Raw genomic sequence first — 15,883 nt, 5'->3', positions numbered from 1 at the left:
AAAAATGGATCCCCTATTTTTGAAGGGCTTGTTAAGCTTGCAAACATGAAACAATATACCCATTTACTGCTATTTATGGTGTGCTGTGCGATAATGCACGTAAATGCCCAACAAATTGCCGTACTTAAATATGGCGGCGGCGGCGATTGGTACTCCAACCCCACTGCACTTCCTAATTTAATTCAATTTTGCAACACAAACATAGATACAACAATTAATCCCGAACCGGAAACCGTGGAAGCAGGGAGTGTTTCCATTTTTAAATACCCCTTTTTGCACATGACAGGGCACGGTAATGTTTTTTTTACTGAGGAAGAAGTACAAAATTTAAAAACGTACCTATTGTCGGGAGGCTTTTTACATATTGATGATAATTATGGTATGGAGCCATATTTAAAAAGAGAACTGGAAAAAGTATTTCCAGATAAACCACTGGAAGAGCTAGGTTCCGACCATCCAATTTTTTCCCAAAAGTACAAGTTTCCAGAAGGTTTGCCCAAAGTTCATGAGCACGATGGTAAAAGACCACAGGCTTTGGGAATTTTTGAAAAAGGAAGACTTATTCTGTTGTACACCTACGAATCCGACCTGGGTGATGGTTGGGAAGATCCAGCAGTGCACAACGATCCTGAAGAGGTTCGTTTAAAAGCGTTGCAAATGGGAGCGAACATCGTGGAGTACGCATTTAAAAGTTAATTAATGAATTCAAAAATAATTGCTAACGGAATATTACGGGCTGTGGCCATTATGGTCAGTGTCGTATTGATCTGTTGGTTTTTCTACAAAATACAATCGGTACTGGCCTATTTGGCCATAGCTGCTGTTTTGGCACTATTGGGCAGACCAGTTGTGATTTTCTTGCGCAACAAGCTCAAGTTTCCAAATACATTGGCCGTTGTGGTCACAATGGTTTTTATGTTATCCATTTTTTTAGGTATTCTCGCTCTATTTATTCCACTCATAGCGGAACAGAGCAAAAATCTATCCTTACTGGATATTGAAGCGCTCAGAGGAGACCTTAATACGTTGTACTTGCAAACCTTGGACTATTTTGGTGCTTCAACGGGAAGTTTTACCAATTTACTGAATCAATCCCATATTGAAGAAAATGTATTGAAAGGGTTGAATCTAGGATTTATTCCTGATTTTCTTAATTCGTTTGTGAATACATTGAGTAGTTTTAGTGTTGGTCTTTTTTCGGTAATCTTTATTTCTTTTTTCTTTTTAAAAGATAGCAAGTTGATGCAAAATGGCATCTTGACTTTTGTTCCAGATAACAAAGAAAGCAACTTGGTAAAATCCATCGATAAAATAAATAATTTGCTTTCCAGATACTTTGCTGGAATATTACTTCAGCTTTTTATCCTCTTTGTTATTTATACCATCTCACTTTTAATTGTTGGTGTGGAAAATGCCATCGTAATTGCATTCTTGTGTGCCCTTTTTAATATTGTTCCATACATAGGTCCGATCATTGGTGGAGTAACGATGATCGTTCTTACCATGACAAGTTATTTAGGTGCAGATTTTAGCACTGTGATTTTACCTAAAGCGTTATATGTTTTAATAGGTTTGACCATAGGTCAACTCATTGATAATTTCTTTTCACAGCCCTTTATTTTTTCCACCAGTGTAAAGTCTCACCCATTAGAAATTTTCTTGGTCATTATTATTGCCGGACTTCTTTTTGGTGTCGTTGGAATGGTGGTTGCCGTCCCAGGATATACAGCTATAAAGGTAATTTTAAAAGGATTTTTAGCTGATCATTCCATTGTGAAAAAATTGACCAGAAACTTATAGTTATAGTTTGAATAAAAGCATATTAAATACTGGTGTTCAATCTTTTATAAGTAAAAATATTCATTCTGACATCATGTCAGTTTTGCTTGCGAAACCTATTTTTGAGGGTATCAGTCAAAAAGAGCTTGTTGAGCAGGTGGAAGCTAAAAAAAAGTGCGAAAGCAAACTGCCCACATGGTTTGGCACCTCCAACATTTATTACCCTAACAAACTTAATATTGAACAAACAAGTTCGGAAATAACTGCAAAGTACAAAGCTCAATTAGCAAGTGGAAAATCGTTGGTTGACCTTACAGGTGGGTTTGGTGTTGACAGCTATTTTTTTTCAAAAAAAATAGCCACTGTTTGGCATTGTGAAATCAATACAAAATTAAGTGAAATTGTCGCTTACAATTTTACAGTTCTGAAACAAAATAACATCAAATGCATTCCTGAAGATGGTATTGTTTTTTTGAAAAATTCTACACAACATTTTGATTGGATATATGTTGATCCATCACGAAGAAATGATATAAAAGGTAAGGTTTTTTTGCTAGAGGATTGCTTGCCTAATTTACCTGAACATCTTCCATTAATGTTTGAAAAGTCCCAAAATATTTTGATAAAAACTTCTCCTCTTTTGGATATAAAAAAGGGTATTTCGGAGTTGCGTTCTGTAAAAGAAATACATGTTGTTGCAATCAACAATGAAGTAAAGGAATTACTTTTTATCTTAAAAAAAGAGTATTCGGGCAATATCAAAATAACTACCACTAACATTCGACCAAAGGAGAATGACGACTTCAGTTTTATTTTGGAAGAAGAGCAACTAACAAATATTGAATTTGGGCCACCGAACGCCTTTTTATTCGAACCAAATGCTGCCATTTTAAAATCGGGAGGATTTAAGTCGGTAGCAAAAGCATATGGTGTAAAAAAATTGCATCTTCACTCCCATTTGTATACTTGCGACCATCTCATTGATTTTCCCGGAAGAAGATTTAAAATTGAGCATACACTACCCTATTCAAAAAAGACTATCAAATCCACTGGGATAACAAAGGCCAATATCACAGTAAGAAATTTTCCGCTTTCGGTTTCTGAACTCCGCAAAAAGCATAAAATTAAAGACGGTGGTGATCAGTACTTATTTCTAACCAAGGACTTGAACGATAAATTGATTGTTCTGATTTGTTTAAAGGTTTAGTTTGGACAATCCCATTTAAAGTTGGCTACCTTATCGTTTGAAGCCGATGAGAGGTTATAATGCCACCATTCCGTCCTAATAGACCAAAATCCGTGTTTTTCCATGGTCTCCTTAAGTAGTTTTCGGTTGTCCAAAATTTCCTTTGGCAGATCCATGTTATCGTGATAAGCCCTTTTACCAAAAAAATCAAAATCGGTTCCCATATCTAATTGGTTGCCCTCCAAATCAACCAATGTAATGTCCACAGCACCACCTTTGTTATGGATAGATCCTTTATCGGGATTGGCAACATATTGTGGGTTGGGTACAATCTCCCACATTTTATACTGAACGGAGTTGGGACGATAGCAATCAAAAAACTTGATTTTTACTCCGTTCCTCATAAATTCTTTGTTGGCTTCAATCAAAGCTTTTGCCGTTTTTACCCGTGTATAGCACTCTGCACAATCATAGACCTTGGCCTTTAAAAAATTGTTCTCGGTGGCATAGCGCATCTCATATACAAAATCTTCACTAAAATCGGCCAATCGTATAAAAGTGGTATCAGCCAAGCCTTCAAAAGTCTTTAAAATTGTCTTTTGGGGCGTTGGGGGTACATCTTTTGGAACCGTGTCCATACTGCTTGGTGTGGCGGTAACTTGATCAAACTCAGATTCCGTTCTATGCTCTTTTTGTCGGCAACTTATAATCAACAGCAGGTTTAGGAATAGTAATGTATATCTCATTAAATTTAATTTATACGTTTTTGATCCGCGAGCCATGTATATAGGGAATCTGTAGCATAGGCCCTTTCCCATGCATTATGTCCAACATCTTTATACTTTGTATATCGAACGTTATGACCCATTTCACGCAGTTTATCAACCATTTTATCAGATTGCTCTACACCTATTACTTGATCTTGATCACCATGAAATACCCATATGGGCAAGTCTTTATCTATCCAATGGGCATAGGGCAAAGGAGCCATACCACACACGACGGCCATTGCTGCAAACTTTTTTGGATATTGTGTGGCAAGTTCCCACGACGCACTGCCTCCTCTACTCAATCCTGTTACGTAAATTCTATTTTTGTCTACTTTGTTGGTATTTGTCACCGAGTCCAATAGCTGGACAACCGCATCCGTGTTCCACCACTTTTTGGCATATGGGTTTTGCGGAGCCAAAATTAAAAATGGAAATTGTGTGCCATCCACCAACATTTTTGGAGGACCACTTTTTTTAATCTCGTCGATGTTTTTTCCTGCTTCGCCTCCGCCATGCAAAAAAAGTAGAAGTCCATATTCCTCATCTGTTTCAAAATAATCTTCTGGATAGTAGAGATAATATTTCAAATTTTCCGTTATAACCGTCTCCTGTTCATCCTGTACTAAATGGGATTGTGCCGCACATGCTTGAAGCAGTAACACAAAGATCCATATTAAGACTTGATTTAATCTTTTTTGCATAGCGGCTACAAGTTACAAAAGTTTGTTGGCGATGTCTTTCTATGCCTCTACCCTTTCGAAATTATTTAGATTGATGTTGTGCGTGTAAGTTAGACAATTGGCCTTTCTCCAAAAGATCCAAATATTTTTCTGTGGCCACCTATCATGGTGCGTTTTTCGTTGAAAAGGATTCGATGAGACCATGATCAAACTTAAGTTCTAAATTTTAATTTCAAGAAATAACAATTACCTTCACCTATAGTTTAATTTGAAATTAGATATTGCATTTTTATACTTAAAATCAACCTTACATGTTACCCAAAGGAAACTTCCCAAAAAAAGTCTATTTAAATGGTGAGATAATATCCTCTGACGATGCCAAAATATCTGTTTTTGATCGTGGATTCCTTTTTGGAGATGGTATTTACGAAGTTATGATGCAATTAGAGCATGGCATTTTCTACAAAAAGGCCCATCTCGACCGATTGCAGGACAATCTTGGGAAAATTGGTATAGAGTACGATGTTAAGGAAATTGATACTCGAATAGTTGACCTCCTTAGCGCTTCTAACCTAGAAGGTACTTCCTGCCTAATTTATATGCAGGTTACACGGGGTGTGGCTCCAAGAAAACATGGGTACCCAAAAGGTGTGCCTCCTACAGTGATGATGTATGCCCTACCCTATAGCCTCCCCTCTATCAACCTGAACAGCATGAAAGCCGTCCTAGAAACAGATTTTAGATGGCATAGGTGCGACATTAAATCCGTTTCGTTGCTTGGCAATATCATGACGAATGAAACGGCTATGAATGCGCATACGGATGAAGCTGCCCTGGTCAGGGACGGTTTTGTTACCGAAGGTTCGCACACCAATATCTTTTTTGTTAAAAATGACACCATAATAACGCATCCGGCCGATGAACATATCCTGAATGGTATTACTCGGAAAATTGTTCTGAAGCTTTGCAACGACCTCGGAATACCTGTAATAGAAAAACCGGTTGCACAAAATGAAATAGCAACTATGGACGAAGCATTTTTTACAGGCACTACTACCCAAGTAGCATCGATTTCGCAATTGGGAACCCATGTTTTTTATCAAAAAAATGATATTGGGAATTTGACCAAGAGATTGCAAAATGCTTTTGCCGAGTTGAGGAGTATTGACTCATCACTAGCTATTGTTTGAATATATATTATATTGTCTCTTATGTAAATACATTTAGAATACAGTTCAACACTTAATAAAACAAGGAAAATGAAACATATTACATTAAGCATTTTAATTGCGATGGGCATTGTATCGAACACCATTTTAGCCCAAGAAAGTACAACGGTAGAAAAAAAATATACCAAGGAAGTAGAACGTTTAGCCAAGAACAAAATGGTAATAGAAGCCTTTGGGCATATAAAAAACCAGATGGATGAAACTACTGAAGACCTTATCACCCTAACAGAGGTGTTGGCTCCACCATTTATGGAAGATGAAAGAGGTAAGGTTTTTGCAAAAATGCTTGAAAATGCTGGTGTGGACAGTATCTGGACCGATAAAGTTGGAAATGTGATCGGGCTTAGAAAAGGTACATCGGGTGAATCTGGATACGTAGGCGTGGATGCTCATTTGGACGTGGTCTTCCCTGAAGGAACCGATGTTACCGTAAGAAAGGTGGGAGATACTTTAAAAGCACCCGGAATTGGTGACGATACTCGAGGTTTAACCATGCTCATCAGTATGCTAAAGGCAATGAACAAAGCTAAGATTGAGACCAAAAAGGATCTGTTAATCGTAGGAACTGTAGGTGAGGAAGGTCTAGGTGATCTTCGCGGAATGAAGTATCTCTTCAACGAATCTGGATTGGATATCGATTCCTGGATTGCTATTGATGGTGGAAGCTTAGGAAGAATAAGTAATGCCGGACTGGGTTCCAAGCGCTATAAATTATTAGTTAAAGGACAAGGTGGACACTCTTGGGGTGCCTTTGGGCTTGCCAATCCCCATCATGCCCTGGGTAAAGCTATTGATGTTTTTTCAAAAGCAGCTTGGGAATATACTTCGGGAAATAGCCCGAAAACTAGTTTTAATGTTGGGAGAATCGGTGGGGGAACCTCTGTAAACTCCATTCCATTTGAATCTTGGATGGAGGTAGATATGCGTGCAATAGACCCTAAAAACCTTGATGAGATAGAAGCTATTTTTAAAAAATCCATGGAACAAGGCATTTCGGAATACAATAGCAGTGGGGTGCGTGGTGAGGTGACATATGAGCTTATAAAAATTGGTGATAGACCTTCGGGTGAATTACCTGCTTCGTTGCCCTTAATACAAAGAACAATGGCTGCAACAAAATATTTTGGTGAGACACCGAGCCTAGGGAGAGGTTCAACTAATATCAATATACCAGTTTCCAAAGGGATTCCTTCGGTCTGTATTGGCAGAGGTGGTCAAGGTGGAGGAGCACATTCGCTACACGAATGGTATCTGAACGATGAGGAAGCAGACGAATCCATTCAATTGGCCTTATTGATCACTTTATCCCAAGCAGGACTCGGTAAATAACAAATCACCGTATTGTTATCAAATCAATTATGGAAATTAAGGTAACACTTTTATTACCAACAAAGTAAACACTAAAAAGCCTCCAATAGTCGGAGGCTTTTTGTTTAGATTACATTTTATATGATAAATAATGCAGTTCCACTACTTTATAATCAACAATAGTTCAATTCCATCTTATTGTATTATTTTTAAGCCGTTTCAAATTTTATATACTTAACTAACTCTTTAAATGGTTCATAACAAGAATATTGAAAAAAATATATTCATAGTTCCTTTTCTTAATTCGATTTACCCTATCAGTCCAAGCCTAAAGTCATATTTATTGCAAAATATAAAGACCTGCAGCTTTGAAAAAAATGAAATAATCAATAAGGCCGGCGAAGTATGTAGCAGACTCTATTTTATTAAAAAGGGTATGGTCAGAGGCTTTTTTGTTAGTGATTCATTGGAAATTACTACTTGGATAGATGTCGAGAATGAAATTTTCAGTTCCATCACTGGCTTTTTCAGAAATGAAGAGAGCCTAGAAAACATGCAAAGTCTGGAAAAAACATATTGTGACTACTTAGAATATGAGGACTTTAAATTCTGTTGGGACAACTTTTCAGAAATGCGGGACATAATCCAATTTTTACTTGAGGAATATTATATACTTGCCGAACAAAGGGTTTATTTAGCTAGGATTCCCAATGCTGGTAAACGGTTGGATTATTTTATTGAAAACAGTAAGCCACATATAGTTGATAGGCTCCCCAAAAAATATTTAGCCTCTTATTTAGCAATGAGACCAGAGACCCTATCCCGTCTAATGAAGGAAAGAAGTCAATAATTAGTTTTGATTACTTTAAAAGCAGCTACGTATAACAGCGCTTACCGAATCCCCGAAAATTATAGATCAAATCTTTAAAACCAATGCTCGTTACACCTTTAATAGCATAATCTTAAATGTAGTTCCCACGCCCACTTCGCTTTCGACTTCTATAGTTCCGCCCATGGACTCAATCTGATTTTTTGTGATAAAAAGTCCTATGCCTCTAGCATCTTCATTTCCATGAAAGGTTTTATACATTCCAAATATCTTATCTCCATACTTTTCTAAATCAATTCCCTTTCCGTTATCCTGCACTGATAATACTATAAATTCATCCTTGACAAAACCTTTTACAGTGAGCATTCGTTTCTCCTTTTTAGGGTCGCGGTACTTAATGCCATTGGTAATCAAGTTCATAACAATACTTTCTATATATGCTGGAACACCCTTTACGTTAAGATTATTTGGGATGTTTGTGTTTACATTTATATTATTCTCCTGTAACAAGGCATTTATATCTTCCAAAACTTTGTTTACGGTTTTAAACACAGAAACTTCTTTGAGCTTAATACCTGACTCCAGTTTTGTTTGCACTATTTCATTCAGGTGTGAAATGGTTTCATTGAGCCCATCCGAGGCCCTACCAAGCATATTGAGCATTTCTTTTTGCTCTTCAGGTTTCAATTCGTCGTCCAAAAGGAATTTGCAGATCATGGTTAGATTAGCTGCATTGGAGCGCAAATTGTGAGATACTATATGGGCAAAATTTACAAGACTACTATTCTTGTTGGTAGTTAATTCCAATAAGCTTTTTAATTTTTCTTCTGCTTTGATACGAGAAGATATATCCACAATTTGAGAAACAAAATGGGATATTGTCCCATCAAACTTTTTTACTGCTGTTACCGTTAGAAGTGTATGCACCAATTGTCCTTTTTTATCAAAATATCTTTTCTCAATTTGATAGGTATTGCGCTTGTTGTCAATAACTTCACCTAATAGGGACAAATCAATTTCTAAATCACCTGGGTAGGTTATATCTTGAAAAGTGAGGCTTAACAGTTCTTCGTTACTATACCCAAGACTATCACAAAGACTTTGATTTACTTTAATGAAAGTGCCGTCCTTTGCAACGAGGGCCATTCCTACAGAAGAGTTTTCAAAAGCTCCCAACAATGATTTCTCACTAGTTTCTAGTTGCAGCTGTGTATTTTTTAATTCGGTAATATCTACATTAACCCCAATCATTTTAACCGCTTCCCCCTTTTCATCCCGTATTACCGTTGCTTCGGTTTTTATCCACTTTACATCGCCATTGGGCCATTTTATTCTAAAAGAGGTGTCATAGTTTCTTATCCCTTTAATAGCATCTTTAGCCAAATTGGATAACTCTTTTAAATCTTCGGGAAGCACATTTGACTCCCAAGCTTCGTATACTCCTTCAAAATCAGATTCTTCGATGCCGTATAAATTGTACATATTAGAATCCCACAAAAGTTGATTTCTTTTGATATCGTATTCCCAAATTCCAATGCCGGCCTTATCTGTAGCGAGGGCCAATCTATCACTAACCCTATTATAATCAATTTCAGCTTTTTTCCGCCTATCAATATTTTGAAAAGTACCTATGACTCTAACACATACTCCATTGATTATTTCAGGTTCTCCAATAGCTCTTACCCAAACTTCCTCTTGTTTTGCTGTAACAATCTGGAGTTCTACATCCCAAGGCTTACCTTGTTCAATAGCCTCATTTACAGCCTTTGAAATAGTAAATCTACTGTAGCCTTCTTTATAAAAAGATATGGCCCCTTCAAGATTGGGAATGTAATCATCATCCAAACCATGTATCTTTTTAGTAATCCTAGACCAATGGATTTCATTTTTAATAACATCCAGTTCCCATCCACCAACTTGTGCAACACGCTGAGAATTCACTAAAAATTCTTCTTCAAGTTTTTTCTCCGTATCAACTTCCAAAACCAGCATTATCCCTGCAATATTATCATTGTCGTTCGTGATGGTTTCAATTTTCCAATTATACCAAACAGCATTGCCATTTTCACTAACTGCACGGGCTTCTCCGGATTTAAAGTCACTATATTCCAAACAGTGCCGAATATCCGATTCCAACTCTTTTGGCACCTCGGGCATGGTTTCAAAAAATGATTTTCCAACCATTTTATTGATTGGTCCAAAATATGTAGACCAACGGTCCGATACTTTTAGAAAGACACCATCTGTGTCCAATACAGCCAAAGGAATGGGGGCCTTTTTTAAAAGGGATTGTTCAATGATCATTAAGGTTTTAATTAATTGGTAAAAACCAGATAGGGCTAAATGGTGCTCCTAACAACGCTAATGTAATAAGTAATAGTATTGACCGATGATTGATAGGTCTATCTGGCAAAAATCCATACTTCCTTACCAATATACAACTATGTTTTTTATTGTATCCAGCAAACCAAATTTCTTAGTGTTTGTAACACCCTTAGACCAATTCTCAATAGTAACGATTCAGATGTATTACCTTATTATGAAAATAGGGTTATGCATTGGGTTGGAACAATACAAAGGAATATTCTTTGTTCGTGTCAAAATAAGATTGGGAAATATTCATTTGTGATCAATTAGCTATTTCTTGAATATCGCTCCAAAAGAATTTTTTAGAAATTTCGATATGAATAGCTTCATAAAGCTTAAAATGAGCAGAAAACCATTGAATCAGATACTATGCAAATACAACAGGAAATAGAATGTAAAGAGGGCTATAAAAAAGAAAACCCCCAGAAAGGGGGTTATTAACACTCGTGATCGCGGAAGGATTCGAACCTTCGACCGTCTGCTTAGAAGGCAGATGCTCTATCCAGCTGAGCTACGCGACCAAACTTTGCGGGTGCAAAGATACTAATGTAACCGATTGTAAAAAATATTTTTTTTGATTTATTGTCTTTTTTATAAAATACCTAATACAATGGTTACTCCAAACTATAATAAAAGTCTATTCTTTTTTCATCCATTTTCACATTATCACGTTACATTCACAATACAAAAAATCCGTTGGGAATATACTTTCGCAACGGATTTAACTACTAATGTATTATAGTTTTTAAATTTCGTTTAACCTTAAGGCTATCTGAACTTTTATATCATCGTTAACCTTGATCATTCCCAAAACTTTTCGGGGTGGTTCTAAACCAAAATGCGTCAACTTGAGCGGTATAGTCCCATCTACACAAATATTACCTTGTTGTTCACTATATAATTGGGTTTCGTAGATTCGTGTTACACCAGCTATTTTTATTTCCATACCCACACCTATTTCTTCACTATTGGGTTGGGGAGGATTCACATACAACAACTTAAGTTCGACATGTGGATAATCTTTTGTCTGTAATAATTCTTTGAAATCTTTATTGATTGCCTTTCCACCACAATCAAAACAATCGTTGGCCAACTTTAATTGCGCGTTACTGAACTGTATTTGTTCTTCTTTCTCGTCATAAGCTAACCCTATGGGCAACTCCAGTTCTTCCAGGTTATATTTACAGGTAAACTCATTAACATTCGTTGTACCCGAAATAACCACTTGGCTATCCGGTGCCACCCTAATTTTAGTTTCCCTTTCGGGGTCGGTAATGCCAAAACCAATTATCAGCATGGAAACAACCCAGACAATTTTGGTTACATATGGACTTAAATACAACATATTACCTAATATAGTTTTTTTAAGTTTAAAGACCTAGGACATTACTGCCCTAGGTCTTCATCAAGCATCATTCTTGTTTTAGAAACTAATTACAGCTTCCAATAAAACCCCTTTAAATTCACCTTCGTTGAAAATACTTGTGGTATCATACCCATCATACTGTTGGTTGACATATTCTATTTTCGCCAAAATGTTCTTGGTCAAGAATACACCACCTCCAAGTTGAAACCTATCAATGGTCACATCAGATCCAGATGGATCATCAGAGTTCACAGTATTATAACGAGTACCTATAAAGAAGTCTTCAGCGTTTCCAAACCTGTAAACTAGCTCACCTGCCAACTGTGTTGCATTTCTATTCTCTGTTTCAGCATCGGTCTTTCCTGAAGCTGTCTCAAACGTTCCGAAAAACTCCAATCCTTTATACTTCACAAATGGGTTGATCATAAAAGCTGTTATCTCATTACTAAATCCTGGGTCATATCTACCTGATCTAAAATTACCAGATGCAGAAGCATCTGTATCTTCCATCACTAAATAATATCTAGATCCTGAGCGGTCTGCACTGTATAGGTAGGTTCTGGAAGATTTACCTGTGCTGTATACGGAACCTGTAAATCTAATCCTCAAGTCTTCATTCACTTGGCCATCGTATCCCAGTTTGGCCAAAATGGACGCTCCTGTTGCATCGGGATTGTTTACAGCTTGGTTTAATTTACCATTGGTAAGTCCAAACATACCTATGAATCCATTTTTTCTGAAATATACTTCACCACCAACCTCTGTGGTAAACGCATCCATGATCAAGTTACCAACAAATGGATTGTGCATGGCTTGGGCGTTATCTGTTCTTCGGAAGTGGGCATCGCCATAATTGTTTTCCATGTGCCCTACTTTAACGGTAAGATACTTCATGGCACCTTCTAAGAAACCAGGACTTATAAAATCCAAATTATCCACTTGGAAATATCCACCTTTCACATAAGGTTCTGGGTGGTGGCGAGAAGATAGGTACGTTCTTAAGTGCATACGTATACCTTTAGCCAAGGCCACATCCAAATCCAAGTTTGCAGTTGCCAAGTTAAAATTATCGCCTATTGGAATAAGATCCACAGCTCCAGAATTTTCATGGTCCAATGCTTGGAACTGTAATGTTGATGAGCCTCCGACTCTTACTTTTACTCCATCAAAGGTGCTTACTGTATCTTTCTCAGCTTCAAAAACATTGATACCATTTTTGTCCGGTGAACGGAAATTGTCGAGTTGACGGTTTTGGGAATATCCTGAAAGACCTACTAAAAAAGCAGCTGCCAGTAATCCGAACTTTGTGTATTTTCTCATAATTGTAGATTTATTAGTTGAGTTTTAAGTTTTATTTATTTCCAAATTGTATTAAAATGAACTTCAATATCGTTACCAGTTGTAATGGTTCCTAAAAGCGCTTTGGGAGGTTCTATTCCATAATCCGTCATTTTCAGCGCCTTTTCACCTTTCAACAATATCGTATTGTCATTTATGGACAAATTGAAAGGCAAATCAATTGTATTGGTTTTTCCTGCTATGGTCAAATTTCCAGTGGCCACAACTTTATAACTGTTGGAATTTGAAACAACCGGTGAAACGCTTTTTACTTTTGAAAGTTCAAATACGATTTGTTTATAATTTTTAGTATCGAGCGCTTTATAGGTATTCTTATCCATGGCTCCTTTTCCACTTTTTAAACTTTCCGCTTCTACGATAAATTTTAAGGAATTGATTTTGGGAAGTTCACCTGTATTGTCCAAGTCTATTGTCCCTGATCTTTGCTCTGCAACCTCTTCCCAATCATGAAGCGTAGAGGTTCCGGTAACCGTAACTTCTCCTTCTCCACTAGTAAGGCTATAATTTTGGGATAAAAGAGTGAGTGGTATCAATGCAAAGGTTAGCCATAAGATGGCTGTTTTTAAAGGTACTTGTAGATGTGTTGTGTAATATTGCATATTGTTTTGGTTTTTGATAGGTCAAAGATCCAATACAAAATATTGTTAAAAGATGATAATTGTCAGTATTTTCCCAACCTTCTGGTTTTCAGATTACAACTAGTAAAAAAAATTACATTCAGTTGGTTCTTAACCCTTTAAGATGTCAAATAGGTGGCTAAAGTTGCAATTCTATTCTAATTGAAGCCTTTAGCGTGTAGGTAGATTGAATAGCTCGTCTCAAATTTCAAAAAGCACCTGAAAAACTGATTTATATCATGTAATTAACTCGTTCCGACCTCTACTTTTTTCACCGGGTTTTAGTATTTACCATCCTTTTAATAGAAATAAAGCACGAATTCAAGGAGAACTTTACAGTGGACCAAGCGTATAAGATGTTAGTATTAAGAGTGTTATACAATCAATAAAGAAAGTTCACACTATACCTGTTACCACTATTCAAACTATATTTTATAAAAAATCACTCTTAATTATATTGTTTTTAAGCCCTTGGTTTTTTTCATTAGCCCGTAATGGATTATCTTATTCAACTAAAAACCAACCATCATGAACAAACTCAGCATTTTATTTTGTAGTTGTTTTCTATTATTGATTTCCTGTGGACAAACTGAAAAATCAAAATTCAGCATCGCTGTACGTTTTGATGAAACGGTAAGTCCAAATAACAAAGACGGCCGATTGTTATTAATGCTCTCCTCAGATGACAGCAAAGAACCTCGGTTCCAAATAAACGATGGGTTAAATACACAGCTCATCTTTGGAGTAAATGTGGATGATATGGCTCCGGGAGAATCCATCACATTCGATGAATCCATTTTTGGTTACCCCTACCCTAGCCTAAAAGATGTTCCACCAGGTGAGTATAATGTACAAGCTCTCCTCCATATTTACGAAACTTTTAATTTGTCCTCCGGACATACGGTAAAACTACCTATGGACAATGGTGAAGGACAACACTGGAACACTTCTCCAGAAAATTTATACAGCAAACCTTTTAAGATAACGGTTGGTGTTAATGGTATTGAGGATGTTTCCGTGGTTATGGACCAAAAAATTCCACCAATTCCTGAACCAGAGGATACTGAATGGATTAAGCATATTAAGATCAAATCGGAGAAGTTATCGGAGTTTTATGGGAGGGACATGTACCTTGGCGCACATATTTTGTTGCCCAAAGGTTTTGAGGAACACCCCGAAGCAGAATATCCATTAATGGTATTTCATGGTCATTTCCCAAGTGATTTTGGAGGGTTCCGTACAACTCCGCCCGACCCTAACTTAGAACCTACATATTCAGCACGTTTTGATATGGAAGGATATAACATTATCCAACAACAAGAAGCTTATGATTTTTACAAGCGCTGGAACGAACCAGACTTCCCCCGATTTCTAATAATTGAAATTCAACATCCAACTCCGTATTACGACGATTCCTATGCAGTGAATTCAGCAAGTCAAGGGCCCTATGGAGATGCGATCACCCATGAACTCATTCCCTACATCGAACAGGAATTTCGAGGCATAGGTGAAGGTTGGTCCCGTTTTTTATATGGAGGGTCCACTGGTGGTTGGGAAGCGCTGGCCGTACAGGTAAAGTATCCTGATGAATATAATGGTTGTTTTGCAGCTTGTCCGGACCCCATAGATTTTAGAGCTTATAGCCTTACCAATATTTATGAAGACGACAATGCGTATTATTACGATTCACAGCACAAACAATTGGAAGTTCCCGCTCATCGTAATTATTTAGGGGATATACAATCCACTTTAAGACAAGGGAACCATTTAGAATTGGTATTGGGTGATAAATCCAGATCTGGACAACAATGGGATATTTGGGAAGCTACTTATTCTCCACAAGGGGATGATGGTTATCCTGTTAGAATATGGGATAAGATGACCGGAGATATCAATCATGATGTGGCCGAATACTGGAAAGAAAACTATGATCTACGACATATTTTGGAACGTGATTGGGACAAACTTGGTTCTAAGCTTAAGGGAAAAATACATATATACTGTGGAGATATGGACAACTATTATTTAAACAACGCTGTCTATTTAATGGAAGATTTTCTTGAAAGTACCAGCGAACCATACTATGATGGTGAAGTACTATATGGCGATCGTGCGGAACATTGTTGGAACGGAGACCCAGAACAACCAAATGCCATAAGTCGTTTGCGCTACAACTCCATGTACGTGCCAAAAATTATGCAACGTATTGCCGAAAGTGCCCCACAAGGTGCAGATTTAACCAGTTGGAGGTACAAATAGCAACTTATCTATTTTTAAAAAATTAAAGAGGCTGTCTAAAATGTCGTTTCGTCAACCTGAACTTGTTTCAGGTTCTCATAATGATTACTTATCAATATGATGGGATTCTGAAACAAGTTCAGAATGACGTATTT

The 15,883-nt window shown here is 37.0% G+C and carries 13 protein-coding genes and 1 tRNA gene; 7 read left to right on the top strand and 7 right to left on the bottom strand.

Translation table 11 applies throughout. The annotated features are described in order from the left end of the window. Positions 1–45 precede the first annotated feature (45 nt). The 3 genes from MWU56_RS01330 to MWU56_RS01320 all read left to right on the top strand — a co-directional run bounded on the left by MWU56_RS01330 (position 46) and on the right by MWU56_RS01320 (position 2,986). Positions 46–696: a DUF4159 domain-containing protein gene (locus MWU56_RS01330; RefSeq protein ID WP_247041466.1), complete on the top strand. Its 651-nt coding sequence runs from the start codon at positions 46–48 to the stop codon at positions 694–696. 3 nt (positions 697–699) lie between these two features. Then, on the top strand, positions 700–1,800 hold the full coding sequence (locus MWU56_RS01325) for an AI-2E family transporter (protein WP_247041464.1): 1,101 nt from the start codon (positions 700–702) through the stop codon (positions 1,798–1,800). 73 nt (positions 1,801–1,873) lie between these two features. Beyond that, positions 1,874–2,986, top strand: coding sequence for a THUMP-like domain-containing protein (locus MWU56_RS01320; RefSeq protein WP_317236498.1), 1,113 nt, complete (start codon positions 1,874–1,876; stop codon positions 2,984–2,986). Here the strand turns inward: MWU56_RS01320 and MWU56_RS01315 are convergent. Then, positions 2,983–3,711 carry a M15 family metallopeptidase gene (locus MWU56_RS01315; protein ID WP_247041460.1) on the bottom strand — a complete coding sequence of 243 codons (729 nt, stop codon included), beginning with the start codon at positions 3,709–3,711 and terminating at the stop codon, positions 2,983–2,985. The two genes, MWU56_RS01320 and MWU56_RS01315, sit on opposite strands and share 4 nt — an antisense overlap. 5 nt (positions 3,712–3,716) lie before the next feature. After that, on the bottom strand, positions 3,717–4,436 hold the full coding sequence (locus tag MWU56_RS01310) for a prolyl oligopeptidase family serine peptidase (protein ID WP_247041458.1): 720 nt from the start codon (positions 4,434–4,436) through the stop codon (positions 3,717–3,719). Between the two features lie 290 nt (positions 4,437–4,726). Here MWU56_RS01310 and MWU56_RS01305 point away from each other — a divergent pair, with 290 nt between their 5' ends. The 3 genes from MWU56_RS01305 to MWU56_RS01295 all read left to right on the top strand — a co-directional run bounded on the left by MWU56_RS01305 (position 4,727) and on the right by MWU56_RS01295 (position 7,802). Beyond that, complete coding sequence (locus MWU56_RS01305; RefSeq protein WP_247041456.1) at positions 4,727–5,605, top strand: aminotransferase class IV; 879 nt, start codon at positions 4,727–4,729, stop codon at positions 5,603–5,605. A gap of 69 nt (positions 5,606–5,674) precedes the next feature. Beyond that, a complete protein-coding gene (locus tag MWU56_RS01300; protein ID WP_247041455.1) occupies positions 5,675–6,973 on the top strand; it encodes a M20/M25/M40 family metallo-hydrolase in 1,299 nt (432 codons plus the stop codon). 415 nt (positions 6,974–7,388) lie between these two features. Beyond that, positions 7,389–7,802, top strand: coding sequence for a hypothetical protein (locus MWU56_RS01295; protein ID WP_247041447.1), 414 nt, complete (start codon positions 7,389–7,391; stop codon positions 7,800–7,802). 90 nt (positions 7,803–7,892) lie between these two features. On the opposite strand, the gene MWU56_RS01290 is transcribed toward MWU56_RS01295, so the two are convergent. From MWU56_RS01290 to MWU56_RS01270, 5 genes are all read right to left on the bottom strand, one after another. Beyond that, positions 7,893–10,085 carry a PAS domain-containing sensor histidine kinase gene (locus MWU56_RS01290; RefSeq protein ID WP_247041444.1) on the bottom strand — a complete coding sequence of 731 codons (2,193 nt, stop codon included), beginning with the start codon at positions 10,083–10,085 and terminating at the stop codon, positions 7,893–7,895. Positions 10,086–10,595: 510 nt separating this feature from the next. Next, positions 10,596–10,669, bottom strand: a tRNA-Arg gene (locus tag MWU56_RS01285). 224 nt (positions 10,670–10,893) lie between these two features. Continuing rightward, positions 10,894–11,493, bottom strand: a complete 600-nt coding sequence (locus MWU56_RS01280) for a hypothetical protein (protein WP_247041442.1) — start codon at positions 11,491–11,493, stop codon at positions 10,894–10,896. 78 nt (positions 11,494–11,571) lie between these two features. Further along, complete coding sequence (locus tag MWU56_RS01275) at positions 11,572–12,834, bottom strand: hypothetical protein (protein ID WP_247041439.1); 1,263 nt, start codon at positions 12,832–12,834, stop codon at positions 11,572–11,574. 35 nt (positions 12,835–12,869) lie between these two features. Then, complete coding sequence (locus MWU56_RS01270; protein ID WP_247041437.1) at positions 12,870–13,472, bottom strand: YceI family protein; 603 nt, start codon at positions 13,470–13,472, stop codon at positions 12,870–12,872. 546 nt (positions 13,473–14,018) lie between these two features. Between MWU56_RS01270 and MWU56_RS01265 the strand changes: the two genes are divergently transcribed. Further along, positions 14,019–15,749: an alpha/beta hydrolase-fold protein gene (locus MWU56_RS01265; RefSeq protein WP_247041435.1), complete on the top strand. Its 1,731-nt coding sequence runs from the start codon at positions 14,019–14,021 to the stop codon at positions 15,747–15,749. The last annotated feature ends 134 nt before the right edge of the window (positions 15,750–15,883 follow it).

The organism is Allomuricauda sp. F6463D (assembly GCF_023015965.1).
In the GTDB taxonomy this organism is placed as follows: Bacteria; Bacteroidota; Bacteroidia; order Flavobacteriales; family Flavobacteriaceae; genus Flagellimonas.
The sequence above is the reverse complement of the archived record's forward strand: the minus strand, read 5'-3'. Positions and strand labels throughout refer to the sequence as shown.

What these genes read in the sequence shown, in the direction of transcription:
- MWU56_RS01330 (WP_247041466.1), top strand. Translation starts at nt 46, where the DNA reads ATGAAACAATATACCCATTTACTGCTATTTATGGTGTGCTGTGCGATA.
- MWU56_RS01325 (WP_247041464.1), top strand. Translation starts at nt 700, where the DNA reads ATGAATTCAAAAATAATTGCTAACGGAATATTACGGGCTGTGGCCATT.
- MWU56_RS01320 (WP_317236498.1), top strand. Translation starts at nt 1,874, where the DNA reads ATGTCAGTTTTGCTTGCGAAACCTATTTTTGAGGGTATCAGTCAAAAA.
- MWU56_RS01315 (WP_247041460.1), bottom strand. Translation starts at nt 3,711, where the DNA reads ATGAGATATACATTACTATTCCTAAACCTGCTGTTGATTATAAGTTGC.
- MWU56_RS01310 (WP_247041458.1), bottom strand. Translation starts at nt 4,436, where the DNA reads ATGCAAAAAAGATTAAATCAAGTCTTAATATGGATCTTTGTGTTACTG.
- MWU56_RS01305 (WP_247041456.1), top strand. Translation starts at nt 4,727, where the DNA reads ATGTTACCCAAAGGAAACTTCCCAAAAAAAGTCTATTTAAATGGTGAG.
- MWU56_RS01300 (WP_247041455.1), top strand. Translation starts at nt 5,675, where the DNA reads ATGAAACATATTACATTAAGCATTTTAATTGCGATGGGCATTGTATCG.
- MWU56_RS01295 (WP_247041447.1), top strand. Translation starts at nt 7,389, where the DNA reads ATGGTCAGAGGCTTTTTTGTTAGTGATTCATTGGAAATTACTACTTGG.
- MWU56_RS01290 (WP_247041444.1), bottom strand. Translation starts at nt 10,085, where the DNA reads ATGATCATTGAACAATCCCTTTTAAAAAAGGCCCCCATTCCTTTGGCT.
- MWU56_RS01280 (WP_247041442.1), bottom strand. Translation starts at nt 11,493, where the DNA reads ATGTTGTATTTAAGTCCATATGTAACCAAAATTGTCTGGGTTGTTTCC.
- MWU56_RS01275 (WP_247041439.1), bottom strand. Translation starts at nt 12,834, where the DNA reads ATGAGAAAATACACAAAGTTCGGATTACTGGCAGCTGCTTTTTTAGTA.
- MWU56_RS01270 (WP_247041437.1), bottom strand. Translation starts at nt 13,472, where the DNA reads ATGCAATATTACACAACACATCTACAAGTACCTTTAAAAACAGCCATC.
- MWU56_RS01265 (WP_247041435.1), top strand. Translation starts at nt 14,019, where the DNA reads ATGAACAAACTCAGCATTTTATTTTGTAGTTGTTTTCTATTATTGATT.